The organism is Paenibacillus dendritiformis (assembly GCF_945605565.1).
Lineage (GTDB): Bacteria > Bacillota > Bacilli > Paenibacillales > Paenibacillaceae > Paenibacillus_B > Paenibacillus_B dendritiformis_A.
In genome coordinates this window covers 518939-536025 of the sequence record NZ_OX216966.1, presented here as the reverse complement: position 1 = coordinate 536025, position 17087 = coordinate 518939, and the positions used below count along the sequence as shown (strand labels likewise).

Sequence of the window (17087 nt, the reverse complement as noted above, 5' to 3'; positions counted from 1 at the left end):
ATTTGATTATAAGTCTTTATACGGATGTAAACAATATTGCGGAACGCATTCGAGGCGCATCTGGCCCGAATTCCTTCCGAGCGTAATGGAATCGGGATCATTGAGCAGGTCACGTTAGAAGCTGTGTCTGAAGGGATTGATCATCCATATGAGCTATTCAAGCAGGTGGGGGACCGATTGCATGTGCTCGGAATGGGTGATCTGAAGTACTGGTACCGATTAAAGAAAATGTCGGAAGAGCCTTCTCCGTTGCTGCAACTCGAAGGGCTGACCGCATTTCCGGACTATCATGATTCCGTACCGTCCTTTCGCCTATGCGTGGTTCGCCTTACTGATCTGGGGCAGCAAGTTCTGACCGGGGAGGCGAACTGGGAAGACATGATAGGGGCCGATGAATGGTATGGCGGCTTCCATCGCTTCACATAGGGAAAACCAGCTAGCGCACATGCGTTAATAAGCGGCTGCCTCGCGGTAGGTTCCAAGGGGCAGCCGCTTGCCTTACCGGCTCTTTCGTCACTTTTGTCTCAAGGCTTATCCAGCTCTAAAGGCAAAAACGCATATTCTCCGTTTCTAACCATCTCACCTTTACGGACGGGGATGGGTTGTCTGAAAATTGGCCCGTCAATGACGGTCGTATGGAACTCGCCGCCTTCTCCGCAAGGATCGATGCCGCGGGCGAGAAGCTCTTCCACATACTCGTGGGTCAGCAATCGGCCCAAGTCGTCCTCCCGCATGGCTAACGATAAATTCACGGTCACTAGCATCGTGACGAAGCCGAGATCGATAAACTGCCGGACCGTCTCCAGATGATCCATCTCCCAGAGGGGCATCCCCAGCTTTAGGCCCGCATTTTGCGTTACCCTGTCATGCCAGCAGCCATGCGCGGGCACATCCAGGTCTCCGGTGACCAACACTTCCGCTCCTTCGCTTTTCGCTGTGGCCAACAGGATCATAAAGTTCTTCTCATAATCCGCCCAACTCGTAGCGGCCGTATATACAGGCAAGCCGATAGCTTCCGCTTGGGCTTGTATCACCTCGGGCGGCATGCCATGGGAGCGGGAGCGCTGCCCTTCTTCCTCTAGCATGACGATAAGGCCGGTGGCTTCTCCAACCTGCATCGCTTTATATAATGCCAGTGTGCTGTCTTTCCCCCCGCTGAAGGAAGCGACAAATTTATGCCCGCGGGCGCCGTTTTTCCAATCTGCTGTCTCTGTCATGTCTGTCTTCTCCTCTGTTGTCTATGGCTTGGATTATATGTTTTCCAGTTCCGGGCAGAAGATGAGCTGCTCTTCTTTCATTATAATCGATGGCGCTGGTATTCAGTAGCAGGATCGCGGCGAAAGCCCTCTGGCAAGAGGGCTTTCGTTTATTGTCATGCAAGAGTGTTCGTCCTTGAGTGGTCTATCCCGATTCCATGATCCGCACGTCTGCTTCTTGCAGTTCGATTTGCCGAAAAAACTGTAAAAGTGCAGTATTTCCTTATGATGCTTATTCTGTTACAGGCATTCCTGCAAAACTGCAGGAATTTCAGCCATCTCCATAGATTGAACCCCAAAGTAACCCAAATTGCTGTCTTTTTGCAGCAATCTCATCAACTAGCGGTTCAAATAGCGAAAAATCCTGCTTGTACGCAGGATTTCGCTTCCTCATCACAGATTTTCCTCCGCCTTACCCGTCTTCTTCCCCGCTTTCCGCATCCCCCGTTGTCCCGTCTGGCCCTTGCCGCATATAATTAGAGCCACCCTTTGTCATCGGCAATATTCACGGCCTGCTGCCTCGATTCGGCTTCCAGCTTCTGAATCGCAGAGGACAAATAGTTCCGCACGGTACCCTTCGTTAAGAAGAGGGCCTTGCTGATATCACTCGTCGTCATACCTTCTTTGGTGAGGCGCAGCATCTCAACTTCCCTTTCGCTTAACGGATTATCTTCTTTCATAAAGAGCGCTGCCGCCAAATCGGTGCTGATCACCCGTTCCCCAGCCATGACTCGGCGAATCGACTCGATCAGATAATCAATCGGTTCATCCTTTAATAAGTAGCCATTCACTTGAGCCTCGATCGCTTTTTGTAAATAGCCGGGACGGGCAAACGTAGTGACGATCATGATTTTGCAGGGCAAGTCGGCATTTCTTATTTGCTCAGCCAGCTCAAGGCCGTTGATGAGAGGCATTTCAATGTCAAGCACGCACACATCAGGCTGGTGCTTCTGTATCGCCTCCCAGGCTTGCTTCCCGTCCGGCACTTCAGCCAGCACCTCAATATCTGGTTCAAATTTCAACAATGAGGCGAAGGCGCCGCGCAGCATTTGCTGATCTTCGGCAATGACGACTCGAATCATGTTGCGGGACTCTCCTTTCCAGGCTGGCGAAGCGGAAGCTGCATAGCAATAGCCGTTCCCCCGCCAGGTGAATGAAGGTTCCATGAAGAGCTTGCATCCGCTCCTTCATCGACTGAATTCCATTTCCGATTGCTTGATCCAGCAGGCCAACTCCGTCATCCGTTATCGATACACAATACAGATTGTCCACCGTTTCCAGCTTGATTGTACATTGCTTTGCCTGACTGTGTTTGACAATATTGGTCGCCGCTTCCCGAACTGCGAGCGCAATCATCGTTTCTTCTACGCTAGCCATCAGGGGAGGCATTCCAATTTCCACGATTTCAAGTTCAATGCCTGCCGTATGCAGCAGCTTGCGGGAATGCTCTATTTCATGAGCCAGAGAGATGAACTTCATATCGGAAACCAACTCTCTCACCTGCTTCAAGGCGATTCTCGATGTGTACAGTATATCCTTCAGTTCTTCCTTGGCCTGCAGCGGGTCTTTATCTACCCATTTATTGGCCAGCTCGCATTTCAGTTTAATCATCATCAAGGTCTGCCCTAACGTATCATGAAGATCCCTCGCAATACGCTGCCTTTCCTCCTGTTGAATGTACTTTTCAAGCTGTTGATTGGCTGCATCCAGCTTGCTCTGCAAGCGCTTGGCTTTTTCCGTAATATAAATGACGATAGGGAAAAGCATTTGGACAATCATAATAGGCAGGAATAGAAAATTGTCTGTCCTCTCCCAATGAACAAGGATAAACATGAGGGCAATGGCGGCACTCCCGATACCAATATGCCACTTGGACTTCGACCTTCCGATCAGGTCGGCAAATATAAATCCAAATATCAAGAGGTTCGTGTCGATGTACAAACCGATCAGAGCAGTTGTAGCAAGACCGGCTAGAACTGCCGCTAGAAGATACCCATTGCGATACCACAGTCCGATATAAAAGCAAACAAGAAAGGAAAGCAGAAGAAGGAGACTTCCCACAAGACCCGGATTCGAACTGGAACTGAGAACCATGTAAAATAAATACACGATCGCGATCACATCTAAGAGCAAATAATTCTTGATTTGATCTCTCGGGTAAATCTTGAATATCATGGATGACCTCCAGTTCGGTTGTCGGGTTATCTGGATTCGAAGATTCCCAGTGCACGTCTACGGACTGATTCCATAGGCCCTGCCTTAAAGGCACGAAGCCATGTTGATGCAAACCATAGCTGGAAGATGGAAATGCCAATCCAGACCGCTATAATTGTCAGGGAATTCAGCTTCCCGCCTAGAGCAAAGCCCCAGCCATAAAAAATGACGGAAGCGATTATGTTTTGCATGACATAACAGCTCAAAGACATCTTCCCGGCATGTTCAAGAAGACGCCAAAGCCAGTTCAACTTCGTATATTGTATCATTTTTCCAATGAGTGCTATATACCCAAGGGAAAGGAATGGGGCAAATAAATAGCGCACAGGCAGATCAAAGGCGCCCCCAGGAATAAAAATCAACAGATTCAGCGGCAGACCAAGAAAAAGCCCCAATTTCAACAGTTTTTTACGCTGTCTTTCGCCGTTCTCATCTTGGGCAAAGACCCCTAAGCGCATGAGACGAACGCCAAGCAAAAATAAAAAGACATTCATGGGAATCACGAAAATGACTTCTAATCGAAGCTTCAGGAAATGAGACAGCCGATATTGGAATTGCTGCAGCCAAGAACCGTCTTGATAAAGAGTGACGATATGATCGAAGCTGCCCAGCGATATATTGGGTGCCATCAAGGAAAGAAGCAGGATGGCCAAGATGATGACCGCATGGACGCTGCCAATCGCTCTCATCGTAATCGAGATGAGGCGGTCACCGCCTCGGACGATGAACGCTGCAATCATGCCAGTGATGCCGTAGCTCATGAGGATGTCAAACTCCATGACCAGGGTAAAGTGAAGCAGGCCTTCCATGAACAGGATGATGAGGACCCACATATAGACTCCTGGCCAAGCTTTTCCTGTGCGTATCGCTTGCTGATACTTTAATTCCATTCCTACACCGAACATAATCGTCAACAAGCCAAGCAGCTTCCCGTTCACGAGGAATAACACGATCATCCTGAGCAGATCATCGGGCTTCCACCAACCGGTATAATTGTACGTCATAATATAAGATAAATCCCCTAAGTGCGCGAATATCCAGATGTTCGTCCCAAGGGTTCCCAGGATGGCGAACCCTCGCAGAATATCAAGCAGGGGAATTCTCCCTTTGCGTTGCTCCACAGTACTCACCCTCTTCTCACATTGATTAGCGTGGTTTTATTGTAGTTGTGAGAAGAGTGACAAAACATTCACAAGTGTAAAGAGATATTGATGACAGGTGTCATCTCTGCGTGATTCAAGCGCTAACTTCGCCGGAATCATTGCATCCTGTTTCACAATCAAGGTGGAGGAATATATTAACATATGCTAATATAGGTATAAATACATAGTGGGAGGTTCTTTCATTTGATTGGTCGCAGCGGAAATCCGACGCTCAACGAAAACACGTTTGAGAATAGCGGACATTACAATGGACAAGAGACGATGACGATCGGCGGGACGGTGAACAAATCGTTCATGACGCTGGCGCTGCTCGTGGGGGCAGCCGTGATCTCTTGGACTATGTTCTTCAATGGGTACGAAATGTTTCCTTATATGATAGGCGGAGCGATTGGCGGCCTGATTCTGGCGCTGATCATCAGCTTCAAGCCTTCGACGGCGCCGATTTTGACGCCTGTCTATGCCATTGCGGAAGGGTTGTTCCTTGGGGCTCTGTCAGCCAATTATGAATCATTGTACTACGGCATTACCCTCCAGGCGGCATTGCTGACGATGTGCGTGTTCATGGGCATGCTGCTTGCCTACAAGACGGGCATGATCAAGGCGTCGGCAGGCTTCAAGCGCGGCGTAGTCGCCGCTACGGCAGGAATTGCGATTGTCTATCTGCTCAGCTTTGTGCTTCGGATGTTTGGCGTAACGGTGCCTTATTTGCATGACAGCACCCCGATCGGCATCGGGATCTCGGTCGTCATCATCATTATCGCGGCTCTGAACTTCGTGCTGGACTTCAACTTCATCGAAGAGGGGGCGCAGCAGGGCGCGCCGAAATATATGGAGTGGTACGGGGCGTTCGGCTTGCTCGTGACCCTCGTATGGCTGTACATCGAGATTGTCCGTCTCCTGGCCAAGCTCGCGAATCGGGATTAATCGAATAGGAACAGGTTAGCGGGTTGCGGAGTGCCTTTATTGAGGCACTCCCTTTTTTGTGCCCATAACGGGGATGGGGCCTGCTCTCAAGACATTTACCGTGGGCATGAAGAATAGGATATACGGAATCGCTTATACAATGGAACATGTCATGAAGGGAGAGGTTCTTTTGGTGAAGTATGGGCTGCCCGCACTTATCGCTGTCATGGGTGTCCTTTATATTTTCGTGATTCCTGACGAGCCGCAAGCGGTCAAGCTGCTGTTCAAATTAATTCCGATGTGGCTGATTATCGCCTACGGCTATCTGCAAATGCCATCCAAACGAAAGAGCTGCCATTGGATGATCGGGATCGGGTTGTTTTTCTGTATGCTGGGCGACGGACTGTTGGTCTGGTTCATCGTAGGGCTTGCGGCCTTCCTCATCGGGCATTTGTTCTATGTGACTGCATTTATAAGCAGATGGCGCTTCTCCGCCATTCGCTTCTTCATGCTCATTCCGATCCTGGCGTATGCCTCGTTCATGAGCTGGCATCTGATTCAAGCGCTGATTCAAGCCGATAATTACGCCTTGGCTGCAGCTGTGCTTCTCTATATTATCGTCATTTCCTTCATGACCTGGTCTGCGATCATGACCGGGAATAAGCTTGCGATGGCCGGCAGCGTCTTGTTCGCGGTATCGGACTCTATATTGGCGTGGGATAGATTTGTATCCGATATCGTCTTCGCAGGGCCGTTGATTATGATAACGTATTATTCAGCCCAGTTCCTCATTGCTTCCAGCCTCAGAACGATCGCGCAAGACAAACCCAGCACCGCCATCCATTCAGGCGACCTTGCTTGAAATAGGGGCCAGCAGCAGCACGATGTTAGGCTTTTTCATACAAAGAAGCGGTGACGAGGTCAAGATGCTTCAACTCATGCTCCATGCTGTGGAGTAAGGAATCGAACACATGGACCATGTCCTCATAGTCATGCTTGAAGTACAGCTTCCCGGAGCGCCCAATGGCTGCAACGGCCGGATAATAATATCCGGATTCCCCCAGACAGAAGCAGTCCTCCTGGGCAAAAGCAAGAATTGCTTGATAATCGTGGGAATTTGCGATTTCGTCCAGCTCGTCCGGAAGAAAATCAAAAGTGTAGTCATACCATGAATCAGAAAAGCGGCTATCGGGCCAATCATGAATATATTTGAAATAGACCATGCTGTCCAAGCCCGAGAACTCTTGCAGGAAATGCTTCGCACTGTCGAACAGCTCCACGCCTTCAGCCTGGCAGCGGAGCTCAAAGCCCGAAATATCGACATGCCTGTCCTCATGCCAGCCGGCCTTTTTCAGTAACAAGACCAGTTGTTCCTGTTTGCTGACTTCATGTTGTGACTGCTTTGGGGTTTTACTCACCATCATCAATCTCCTCTGTTCAGCAAGCTTACTCACATCTTACCAGATGTCTGTTTTCTTTTGTTACTACATATATATCGGCCCGCGAAAGGGTCTTCGCACCCAGACGCGAATAAATATACCTGAGATAGATTTGGATTCGTTGAAATGAAGACCTACGGAGGATGATACGAAGGTGAGGGATATGATGAACAAACCAGATCTGTTCCGCAGCGGGATTACCAGCCTGCGGGATAGCGCCAAGATCGAACAGATTCACAAGGGATACTCCAGCGACAGCAAGTATATCGTATATGGCCAGAGCGGCCGGCCTCAATATATTTTAAGGGCGTATGGCATCGATCAAGATGCGAACAAAAGGCTGGAGTTTAACAGGCTCAGCATGATGGAGGAACAGGGGGTAGCATGCTCCCGGCCGGTTGACATCGGCGTCCTCCCTGATAAGCGGCTCGGGTATATGATTGTCTCCTACGTGGAGGGAAATGAGGCGTCGGAAGAACTGCCGCTCCTCACCGAGAACGAGCAGTATGCGATTGGCGTGCAAGCGGGCGAGGAGTTGAAGAAGATCCATCAGGTCGCCTGCCCGGACAGCATGAAGTCCTGGCAGGACAGGATGGCCGCCAAGCATCAGCGGTACCGGACGGAATACGCCAGCTGTGGTGTGGCGATAGACCATGAGGAGAAGCTGTTAACCTTCATTGACAGCCACCTCCACTTGATGCAGGACAGGCCGAATCTCTTCCAGCATGACGACTACCACATCGGCAATCTCATCGTGAAGGACGGCAAGCTCTCGGGGGTCATTGATTTCAACCGAAGCGACTGGGGAGATCCGCTTCATGACTTCGTGAAGGTCGGGATGTTCAGCGCCGAAGTGAGCGTGCCTTTTGCAGTCGGGCAAATTCGGGGATATCATCATCACAGTGAGCCTGACGAGGCATTTTGGCGGCTGTATTCGCTCTATCTGGGCATGACATTGATCTCATCCGTTGTTTGGATTCTGAAGGTGCGGCCGGAGGAGCTGGATTCCATGATGATGAAGATCGACAGAGTCATGGATGATCATGACCATTTCGAGTTGATTGTGCCGAAGTGGTACAGTAGGTTTCAGCATGAAGCTTAGTAATCGTGTTGCCATCGCCGAAACTTCGACGGAGGATATCCAAACTAAGTCCTATGTTCCGACATCGCTCAAAACTTACACATCCGGAGAATTAGCGAAATATTTTGGAGTAAGTCAAACCACCATAACCAATTGGCATAAAGAAGGTCGGTTTGAAGGAATTACGTATCATCCTGGTAAGCAGCTTCGTGTTCCGGAAGATACGCGGTTTCGGCTTGCTTCTGGCGGAGTGATTCCTATTTCGGAAGTCGTAGAAATGTGGCATAAGGAAAATGGGTCAGTTAAGGAAGATACCGAACTAGAATTCCTGACACGCCAAGTTGCCCTATACGAAGAAAAGTACAAAGGGGAGTTTAGAAACACGATTGGTCGGAAGCTCCAAGAGAATTGGACAGTAGAAGAAGAAACCGACGCTAGAGCATGGAAATATTTTTTGTCGAGACAAGCCAATGTCTTTAGGGATTAAAAAGAGCAGTTTTCGATTTCTAAATATGGAATACGATGATATTATTCTGGAAATCGGGCCCGGGGCGTTCAGCCTCCCCTCTGAACCACGATCTGTAAGGCAGGCTATTGTATTCCGTGATTTTTCGAAGTTGCAATGCCATGAAATAATTGATGCAAACGGTGAAATTGAAAGCTACTATTACAACTGGAATGATTCTAATGGCAATCTTATTATGAAATTTCATGCACATTTCCATCCGGCAGGAACACCGTATGAGATTGCCCGGTTTGATCCTTTTCAGACGCATATCCCAATACTATTTTATATGTCATCAAGCAAGCGCTTTATGTGTGAAGCACCTTGCGTTAGGGCGGATTATCCCGCTCTTTTTTTCTTCGTTTATGAAGTAATCGTCGGGTCCAATGAATTTGCCAATATGAGAAATCTATGCCAGTATATAAACATATTAATAACGATTGGAGCTAATGTAATTATGTCTAATTTGCCGAACTGCCCACAATGCAATTCTGAATATACGTACGAAGATGGACATCTGTTGGTATGTCCGGAATGTGCACATGAGTGGACGCCAGGGGCTGAAGCGGAAGCTAACGAGGATGGACGAGTCATCCGAGATGCCAATGGAAATGTGCTGAACGATGGGGATTCCGTAACTGTGATCAAGGATTTGAAGGTCAAAGGAAGCTCATCCGTTGTGAAAATCGGAACAAAAGTTAAAAATATACGCCTGGTCGAGGGGGATCATGACATTGATTGCAAAATCGACGGCTTTGGAGCGATGAAGTTAAAATCTGAATTCGTGAAAAAGATTTAGAAGGATAACCTTGGCTCAAGTGCGCGCCCGGAAGCGGCAGCAAGAGGAGCATAAAGAGAAGCTGTGGAATGCTCTTCTGTCCGGGTATCGGTCGGTCAGAGCGTTCTCGGAGCAGGATGAAGCAGCGGTAGAATTGTTCGTCATCACCAGAAGATGGTGGGTGATGGGTCTGGATGTCGCCTTTATCCATAATGATACGGGCGCGCTCGATTTCACGGAAGACTGGCTGAACGGCTTCGTAGAGGAGTTTCGTGATACCGGCATGATTTCCTAGGCGATAAGCGGAGGACATTCTTTATTCTATTGCATGCTGATAGTAACTCAAAGCCTTACTGTCCTTTTGCAGGGAATCGATCATCCATACGAGCAATCTCCTGCTAGAACGGGATCGATAATGAACAAAGCCGTCAACGGCTCCTTTCAATAACGAATCCATGCGGGCAGCATAAAGATTAATATGAGCCTGATGAGGTGTAGTGGCAATAAAATGCTGCATTTTGTTATAGGAGAGAGAGTAAGCATCATCCTGAATCCCTGTCGGGCGGTCTTCAAATAAATAGAGATGCGGTCGAACAAAGTTGCCTTGCAAATAAGGCAGCTTATTTTTTTCAGGGCATACCACCACATTAAAATAATGCATTCCTTTTCACCCTCCTTAAACATAATGGGTTCACATTCACTAACATTACTGATCCCTAATATTAGTGTATATATGAACAGATATCAAACAAATCACTTCTTTAATACTCTGTTTTCAGGTATGATGCTTCTCTAACCTGAAAGAGAGGTGGTAAATCCTTGTTGCTGAAGTTGATTGGTGAGAGATTAAGATATTTGAGGAAACGAAATAATCTCACGCAAGAAGAATTAGCGGAAAAAGCAGGTCTCAATCCATCGTATATAGGCTCTGTTGAGCGGGGAGATCGGAATATTTCCATAGAAACACTGGAGAAGCTTATCCATGGTCTCAATGTTACTCCTACTGAAATGTTTCAATTACACGAGATGGACGTGTTATCTTCCAATCTGGAAGATGCGCAATTGCTGGAAATTGTAAATTCACTACTTTATAACCGAACCTTGGAAGAAAAGAAACTAATCTACCGCATTATTAAAGATGTTCTGGAAACGTTGGACTCAAAAGATCAATGAGTTGATTGCTTTCACTAGAATATAGCGTAAGCAATCGTTTCCCCCCCTTATCTTATGGCTAATATGAATGCTCGCATTGTTCGCCGTTGTTATGGAGACGGGCTGGTTTTTCAACCCTAACCACGACAACCTTGACAAAGCGCGCCCCATCGCGTATGTTGTTAGTATCAAGTAGATAATATCAAAAAGTTACGAACAGGTGATGAACAATGGAGCTGCGGGATCGCAATGGGCTGACGGAACGGGAGTTCCTGGAGCAATACCGCGCAGGGGATTATGAGCGTCCGTCGGTCGCAACGGACATGGTCATCTTCACGGTGACGGATACCGCGGAGGACAATTACCGCAAGCTGCCGGAGAAGGAGCTGCGCATCCTGCTCATTCAGCGCGGCGGGCATCCTTTTCTGGGGCAGTGGGCGCTGCCGGGCGGGTTCGTCCGCCCTGTGGAGACGACGGAGCAGGCGGCGCAGCGGGAGCTGCGGGAGGAGACGGGCGTGGACAACGTCTACCTGGAGCAGCTGTATACGTTCAGCGAGCCCGGGCGCGACCCGCGAACGTGGGTGATGAGCTGCTCGTATATGGCGCTTATCGACAGCAGCCAGGTGCAGGTGGAGGCGGGGGACGACGCCGACAACGCCGCCTGGTTCCAGGTCTCGTACCGGCTGCTGCGGGAGTCGAAGGAGCTGCTGGAGGATGGGTTCATCAAGACGCGGCAGTACGAGCTGAGGCTGGTCAACGGAGACGACATGTTGACCGCCGTGGTGGAACGGAAGATCACGTCGACGGATACGGCCTATGCGACCGAATATGCCATCGTCTCCAACGAAGGGCTGGCCTTCGATCACGCGAAGATCATCGCCTGCGCCATCGAGCGGCTGCGGGGCAAGGTCGAATATACGGACATTGCACTGCATCTGATGCCGAAGCTGTTCACCTTGACGGAATTGCAGCAAGTATACGAGGTCATTCTCGACCGTGAGCTGCTGAAGGCCGCATTCCGGCGGAAGGTGGCCCATCTCGTCGAGGAGACGGACCATTATACGGAGAACGCCGGTCACCGCCCATCAAGGCTGTACCGGAGAAGCTGGGAGAGGATATGATGATGTACAACATAGAAGAGCTGCGGAAGGCTTATAACGCGGGTCAGAAATTCAAATATGTGTTCTTCTGGGGACATACGCCGCCGGCAGACGGCAGCATCAATCAGAGCTGCTTCAGCCAATGGTGGATGTGCGAATTCACCGTCGACGGCGAGCGCTATTCCTGCGCGGAACAGTATATGATGGCGGAGAAGGCGCGCCTGTTCGGGGACGATGAGATGAAGGCGGCGATTATGAACGCGAAGCATCCGAAAGAGATGAAAGCTTATGGCCGCGCCGTGAAGAACTTCGACAAGGACATATGGGAGAGCAGCTGCTATGAGATCGTGAAGCGGGGCAACCATGCCAAGTTTTCGCAAAATCCAGCGCTGTGGAATTTCCTCAAAACGACGAAAAACCGGATCCTCGTGGAGGCAAGCCCGCGCGACCGCATCTGGGGCATCGGGATGGGGAAGGCCAATCCGGACGCGGAGAATCCGATCAAATGGCGGGGCCGCAATTGGCTGGGCTTCGCATTGACCGAGGTCCGCGATCAGCTTTTAGCACAAGAAGGGGAGTAGTATGAAAAGAAAGGGAATCGCACAAGATACGCTGCGCTATATGCAGCAAGGATATTATGAAATGAACGGGCGGCGGGTCGATTTCGCCGCGGCGCAGCAATATTCGGAGGATAACAGCGTTCTCATTACGCCGGAACAGGGGGCCGAGCTGGTGCGGAACTGTATACCGCCTTCCGCAGGGAAGCTGGCGGAGCATACGGTAGCCAACGAGGCGACGGTACAGGCGATTCTTGATTTCGCCCGGGCCGGCACCGAGCGGGTCGGGGTGCTCAACTTCGCCAGCGCCAAAAATCCGGGCGGCGGCTTCCTGAACGGGGCGATGGCACAGGAGGAGAGCCTCGCCGCATCAAGCGGCCTGTACGCCACGCAGCTGCGCCATGAGGGCTATTATCGGGCCAACCGCGCTTGCAAATCGATGATGTATACCGACCATGCCATCTATTCGCCGGATGTGGTGTTTTTCCGCGACAAGCGGTTTGAGCTGCTGGAGCAGCCGGTGACCGCCTCCGTGTTGACGCTTCCGGCAGTCAATTACGGACAGGTGCTGCTGAAGGGGGAGGACCCGGAACATGCGCAGCGGGTCATGCAAGATCGGATGCGTCTGGCGCTGGCCATTTTCGCCGATCGGGGGGACCGCAATCTTGTCCTGGGAGCATACGGGTGCGGGGTGTTCCGCAATGATCCGGAGCTGGTCGCCGGCTGGTGGCAGAAGCTGCTCCTGAAGGAAGGCTATGGTAGGTTCTTCGAGCGAATTGTATACGCCGTGCTGGACAGAGCCAGGGACGGGAAATGCATTCGTGCATTTGACAGCCGCTTCGGGAGTCAAGTAGGCTAACGATATATGCATTCCGGGGAGGTCATGGAGTTTGAAGTATTTGACCATATTTGCTTCCAAGAACGATATTGATGATATCGGGGACAAGATAGCCTCCGTGTTCGCGACAGGCTATAAGATCGAACAAGCAGGCAATGACTATGTCGTTCAATCCAACTCGCTGTTCAAAAAGCACAAGCTGACGATTCGAGTCTCGACCGAAGATACGAATCCCGATTATTTCGAAGCCAATATACCCGGGATGATGGGGTTTTATGATCGGATTCCTTTTGCCGACGAGAACCGGAAGCAACTGGTCCTGACGCAAATCTCCGTCTTCAATACGCTGCTGGCGATCGAAGCGGAGAAGGAGCTGAACGAAGGCCAACTGCAATTATGCACGGCGCTGATGTCCGCGGTTGAAGGCATCGGATTCCTGCAGGACGGGACGCTGCTCGATAGCGACGGGCAGGTGATTGTCTACCCCGACGGAACGTCGGGACCGGCCGACTTCACCCCCCGGGCCTGCACCAATAAAGTGATGGGGCCGGAGATGACTTCCGAGGAAGGCGAGCGAAGGAAGCGCGCATCCATCGCCTATATCCAGGAGCGCGGGATTCCGCATCTGGAGACCTTGCCCCTGCTCCCGCCCGCGGCGGCGTGTATGTGGAAGCCGCAAGAAGACGTCGCGAGAAGAGCGGTCGCTCTATTAATCGTGATCCAGTATGCTTGCGACGTCGCTCAAGGCGGAGATCTGGAAGAATCGAAGGACTTCGTGATGCGCATGCTGCGTAAATTCGAGGTGGAGGACCAACTGACGGAGAAGGAGCGCAAGCTGCTGCAGGATGCCGAACCGGTAGAGCAAGAGGCGGTTAATATTGTGTGGCAGTATGAAGCGTACTGGACGCTTATCTGGGCGCTCGGTCTGGTGGAATCGCTCGACTTCCCCGATCATATTTGCGACTGCGAGTATGCGATTGAGGTGGTGTCCAGATGCGAATCGTTCGAGGAATTCTACGGGAAGACCGTCCTGCGCAGCCAGGAGGAAATCATGGATGAAGCCGACAAAATCTACCGGCTGCATTGGGCATGCGTCGATAGCCGGATCCACGGGAAGGAAGCCCCGGCTGGCATGAACGAAAGCATTGTCATGGAGAGACGCAGAGGATTGTTCTGGATGGTCGGCTGCGACGAGGAAGATTGGGATCATATCCCGATGGATACATAGACCGTGGAATCATATCATGATGAATGGATCTACCGCATAGAGATACAGCAAGAGGCACCGGCGCTTAAGTCAGGTGCTTTTTTGCTGCCGATCGCATACCAGACTCCCTTTTTTTGATAAAATATACGGGGATACGGGCTTGCGCGCGTATATCGGTTTAGCTGCCACGATCACTACATGCGTTACGGGAAAGGATTATATTATGAAAAAACGTTGCATCGACATTTTTGTCATTATGGTAGGGGCATTGATTTTTGCTCTGGCCATCAATTTGTTCGTCATTCCGAACGAGCTTGGCGAAGGCGGGGTGACGGGGGTCACCATCATTCTGTATTATCTGTTCCAATGGTCTCCGGGGCTCGTCAGCTTCATTCTGAACGCCATTCTGTTACTCGTCGGGTACAAATTTCTCGACAAAAATACGACCGTCTACACGATCATCGCCGTCATCTTCAACTCGCTGTTCCTGCATCTGACCCAGGATTGGCGCATTGAATCCAATGAGCTGATCATTAACACGATATTCGGGGGAATCTTTACGGGCGTAGGGATCGGATTGATTATCCGGGTAGGCGGAACGACCGCGGGAACGACCATTTTAGCCCGCATCATGAATAAGTATCTGGACTGGAACGTGAGCTATGCGCTGTTGTTCTTCGATCTGATCGTCGCCTTTTCCTCCTACTTCATTATTGGCGCGGAGAGTCTCATGTTCACGATTGTGATGCTCTATATCGGGACGAAGGTGATGGACTTCATCATAGAAGGCGTCAATCCGAAGAAGGCCGTTACGATCGTGTCCAAGGAACATGACAAGATCGCCGAGCAAGTCAATGTTGTCATGGATCGGGGGGTTACCGTCTTATACGGGCATGGGCATTATACGAAAATGCCGAAGGAGATTCTGTATATTGTCATCAGCAAGCAGGAAGTGAGCACGCTCAAAAAGATCGTAAAAGCGATTGATAAAGATGCCTTCATTACGATTCATGATGTGCGGGACGTGTTCGGCGAAGGGTTCGTCGATATATCGAAATAACCCGCTCGGACATGAAAATATCCCCATCCTCCGCCCCCGTAGGGGACGAGGATGGAGATGGCAGTGGCCCGCTTGAGGCCGATCCTATTTTCTGATTAAAAGTCTCGTATTTGGTCGAACACGCTGAACAGCTTGGCGGTATCCATTTCAACCCCGGCGGCGCTTAGTCTGGACTGGGCGCCTTGAAGCAGCTCGTCCAGCACGGCAAAGATTTCTTCCCGCTCGACCGTCTCGATGAAGCCGGTGTGCTTGTCCATCGCATTGAACGCAGCGGTGTACTTGGCGACGGCGGCTTCCAGTTCTACTTCCGCCTCTGCCGCTGTTAGGCCATTGCCGAGCCGGGCTTCGGCGGCCGCGATAGCAGCCAATGTCTTCTTGTACTGATTCATGGCCTTCTTGGCATGGGCAGGCGCGATACGATCCCGGCCGTCCCAATCGCGGAACGGGTTGTCGACGTTTTCCGCGAGCCATTCCGGTTTGCGCGGCTTGGTGATAGAGAGGTTAAGCCCGCTGGCGGTTTCCTTTTTGTATCTTTTCTTGATGGAAGCGGCCGCATCGGCCGGCAGGCTGGCCATCCATAGTGAGGAGAGCGCCGGCATCCGATCCGGATCGGGGAACTCCTCGCCCGTGAACCCGAACACCTCATTGGTGCTGAACATACGGAGCTGGGACAATTGCGCGATGCTGCCCAGGTTGCGGATATGTCCAGGCTTGCCCCACAGGCGCAAGTCCCGGAGGAACGGATAGCTTCGAACAATCGGCTCCAGATCCAGGTCCCGGATGCCGTTCAAGTAGAGCGCACCCAGATGATCCAGACCGCAACCGAGTGGAGCAGTTTCCGTAAAAGCAGCCGTTAGCCATTGCCCCCCGTCCTCCGCATGGATGGTCAGGTTGGGTGACGGTACGCCCCCTAGCGAGAGGTGGCGCAAGCCTTCATTCAGGAAGAGCGCCTCCAGCCCGTCTGCCTGCATGATAAGCCGGCTCAACCTGGAGCCGCGAACATCAAGCGAAGCGCCGCCGGGATGCTCCAACTGCAATTCGGCAATGAACGGATTGCCTGCGATATAAGACAGCAGTGCCTTATCGGGACGGCTGGCGATAATTCGCGTCAGACATGGCAGCTTGTCCAGCTCGGACACGTCGGAGAGGCTCCGCAGAAGCTCGTCATCGGCGACATTCATGGAACGTCGAACCTGCTGGCCGCCCACTTCAATCATCGTGTCATCCTGCGCTGCTTCTTTGAAGCGTTTCCGCCGTTCCTCGGGGATTTCCATCCATTTTAGCTGCCGGTAGACGCTGCCGCCGACATTCCAGCCGCCGCTGTAACTGTTGGTCTTCTCTGTTACCTTCGGGGGCACATTGCCTGCCAAAATATAATTTTGGGGGACAATAGCGTCGAGGTAGCTGTGATCGATCCGGTGATTCCAGAAGAAATAATCGCAATACAGCGGCTTCATGCTCTCGAGCTCTTCTTCATTGGGCAGATCGTCGCCGATCCAGTCCAATTCCAGTACGGCGGCCAGACTCCTTCCTTTGCCCGAGTCCGTCTCCTTCAGCATGGTCACCTGGCAAGCGGCGTATTTCCGCAGCGGCTCCACCCATACGCAATAAATATCTCCCGTCTTCGGCTTCATATCCGGTCATCGCCCTCCCGTGAACAATCCGTGCCCCGGATTGTCAAGTTATTCATCATTATAATATGCGGAGGATCGCTCCGCATGGGCCGGGAGATACCAATTTATCACGGCAAAAAATGATTTTTATCATATTTTCAGGACAATTTCTGATGACATCTTGCAAGCTATCGCATATATTAGGTAATACCTAATAAATT

General features: G+C 50.9%; 20 protein-coding genes. 13 read left to right on the top strand and 7 right to left on the bottom strand.

The genetic code is table 11. From position 1 onward, the window contains the following. Positions 1-36: 36 nt before the first annotated feature. On the top strand, positions 37-426 hold the full coding sequence (locus NNL35_RS02265) for a hypothetical protein (protein ID WP_006676924.1): 390 nt from the start codon (positions 37-39) through the stop codon (positions 424-426). Between the two features lie 98 nt (positions 427-524). Here NNL35_RS02265 and NNL35_RS02260 read toward each other — a convergent pair whose 3' ends face one another. From NNL35_RS02260 to NNL35_RS02245, 4 genes are all read right to left on the bottom strand, one after another. After that, complete coding sequence (locus NNL35_RS02260; RefSeq protein ID WP_006676925.1) at positions 525-1217, bottom strand: Dph6-related ATP pyrophosphatase; 693 nt, start codon at positions 1215-1217, stop codon at positions 525-527. A 515-nt stretch (positions 1218-1732) separates the two neighbouring features. Then, positions 1733-2338: a response regulator transcription factor gene (locus NNL35_RS02255; protein WP_006676926.1), complete on the bottom strand. Its 606-nt coding sequence runs from the start codon at positions 2336-2338 to the stop codon at positions 1733-1735. Then, positions 2268-3431, bottom strand: a complete 1164-nt coding sequence (locus NNL35_RS02250) for a sensor histidine kinase (protein ID WP_006676927.1) — start codon at positions 3429-3431, stop codon at positions 2268-2270. The genes NNL35_RS02255 and NNL35_RS02250 overlap by 71 nt, the downstream gene beginning before the upstream one ends. Before the next feature lie 26 nt (positions 3432-3457). Next, positions 3458-4591, bottom strand: coding sequence for a DUF418 domain-containing protein (locus NNL35_RS02245; RefSeq protein ID WP_006676928.1), 1134 nt, complete (start codon positions 4589-4591; stop codon positions 3458-3460). Between the two features lie 225 nt (positions 4592-4816). On the opposite strand from NNL35_RS02245, the gene NNL35_RS02240 reads away from it, so the two are divergent. Beyond that, positions 4817-5557, top strand: coding sequence for a Bax inhibitor-1/YccA family protein (locus tag NNL35_RS02240; RefSeq protein WP_006676929.1), 741 nt, complete (start codon positions 4817-4819; stop codon positions 5555-5557). A 139-nt stretch (positions 5558-5696) separates the two neighbouring features. Then, a complete protein-coding gene (locus NNL35_RS02235; protein WP_006676930.1) occupies positions 5697-6398 on the top strand; it encodes a lysoplasmalogenase in 702 nt (233 codons plus the stop codon). Positions 6399-6423: 25 nt separating this feature from the next. Here the strand turns inward: NNL35_RS02235 and NNL35_RS02230 are convergent, their stop codons facing one another. Next, a complete protein-coding gene (locus tag NNL35_RS02230) occupies positions 6424-6957 on the bottom strand; it encodes an SUKH-3 domain-containing protein (RefSeq protein WP_006676931.1) in 534 nt (177 codons plus the stop codon). A 184-nt stretch (positions 6958-7141) separates the two neighbouring features. Here NNL35_RS02230 and NNL35_RS02225 point away from each other — a divergent pair, with 184 nt between their 5' ends. From NNL35_RS02225 to NNL35_RS02205, 4 genes are all read left to right on the top strand, one after another. Next, positions 7142-8077, top strand: a complete 936-nt coding sequence (locus NNL35_RS02225) for an aminoglycoside phosphotransferase family protein (protein ID WP_040731261.1) — start codon at positions 7142-7144, stop codon at positions 8075-8077. Next, entirely contained in the window at positions 8067-8543 is a 477-nt protein-coding gene (locus NNL35_RS02220; RefSeq protein WP_006676933.1) for a helix-turn-helix domain-containing protein, read from the top strand. Before NNL35_RS02225 ends, NNL35_RS02220 begins: the two co-directional genes overlap by 11 nt. 475 nt (positions 8544-9018) lie before the next feature. After that, complete coding sequence (locus NNL35_RS02210) at positions 9019-9360, top strand: zinc ribbon domain-containing protein YjdM (RefSeq protein WP_006676934.1); 342 nt, start codon at positions 9019-9021, stop codon at positions 9358-9360. A 10-nt stretch (positions 9361-9370) separates the two neighbouring features. Continuing rightward, positions 9371-9634, top strand: coding sequence for a hypothetical protein (locus NNL35_RS02205; RefSeq protein ID WP_006676935.1), 264 nt, complete (start codon positions 9371-9373; stop codon positions 9632-9634). Positions 9635-9655: 21 nt separating this feature from the next. Here NNL35_RS02205 and NNL35_RS02200 read toward each other — a convergent pair whose 3' ends face one another. Then, complete coding sequence (locus NNL35_RS02200) at positions 9656-10000, bottom strand: hypothetical protein (protein ID WP_006676936.1); 345 nt, start codon at positions 9998-10000, stop codon at positions 9656-9658. 158 nt (positions 10001-10158) lie between these two features. Between NNL35_RS02200 and NNL35_RS02195 the strand changes: the two genes are divergently transcribed. From NNL35_RS02195 to NNL35_RS02170, 6 genes are all read left to right on the top strand, one after another. Beyond that, complete coding sequence (locus NNL35_RS02195) at positions 10159-10512, top strand: helix-turn-helix domain-containing protein (RefSeq protein WP_100226331.1); 354 nt, start codon at positions 10159-10161, stop codon at positions 10510-10512. A gap of 209 nt (positions 10513-10721) precedes the next feature. Continuing rightward, positions 10722-11612, top strand: a complete 891-nt coding sequence (locus tag NNL35_RS02190) for an NUDIX hydrolase (protein WP_006676938.1) — start codon at positions 10722-10724, stop codon at positions 11610-11612. Beyond that, a complete protein-coding gene (locus NNL35_RS02185) occupies positions 11612-12172 on the top strand; it encodes a riboflavin biosynthesis intermediates N-glycosidase (RefSeq protein WP_006676939.1) in 561 nt (186 codons plus the stop codon). The genes NNL35_RS02190 and NNL35_RS02185 overlap by 1 nt, the downstream gene beginning before the upstream one ends. A 1-nt stretch (position 12173) precedes the next feature. Beyond that, complete coding sequence (locus NNL35_RS02180; RefSeq protein WP_006676940.1) at positions 12174-13007, top strand: TIGR02452 family protein; 834 nt, start codon at positions 12174-12176, stop codon at positions 13005-13007. A 31-nt stretch (positions 13008-13038) separates the two neighbouring features. Continuing rightward, positions 13039-14214, top strand: coding sequence for a DUF4272 domain-containing protein (locus NNL35_RS02175; RefSeq protein WP_006676941.1), 1176 nt, complete (start codon positions 13039-13041; stop codon positions 14212-14214). Between the two features lie 202 nt (positions 14215-14416). After that, a complete protein-coding gene (locus NNL35_RS02170; RefSeq protein WP_006676942.1) occupies positions 14417-15253 on the top strand; it encodes a YitT family protein in 837 nt (278 codons plus the stop codon). Positions 15254-15348: 95 nt separating this feature from the next. Here NNL35_RS02170 and NNL35_RS02165 read toward each other — a convergent pair whose 3' ends face one another. Continuing rightward, positions 15349-16887, bottom strand: a complete 1539-nt coding sequence (locus NNL35_RS02165; protein WP_006676943.1) for a hypothetical protein — start codon at positions 16885-16887, stop codon at positions 15349-15351. Between the last annotated feature and the right edge of the window lie 200 nt (positions 16888-17087).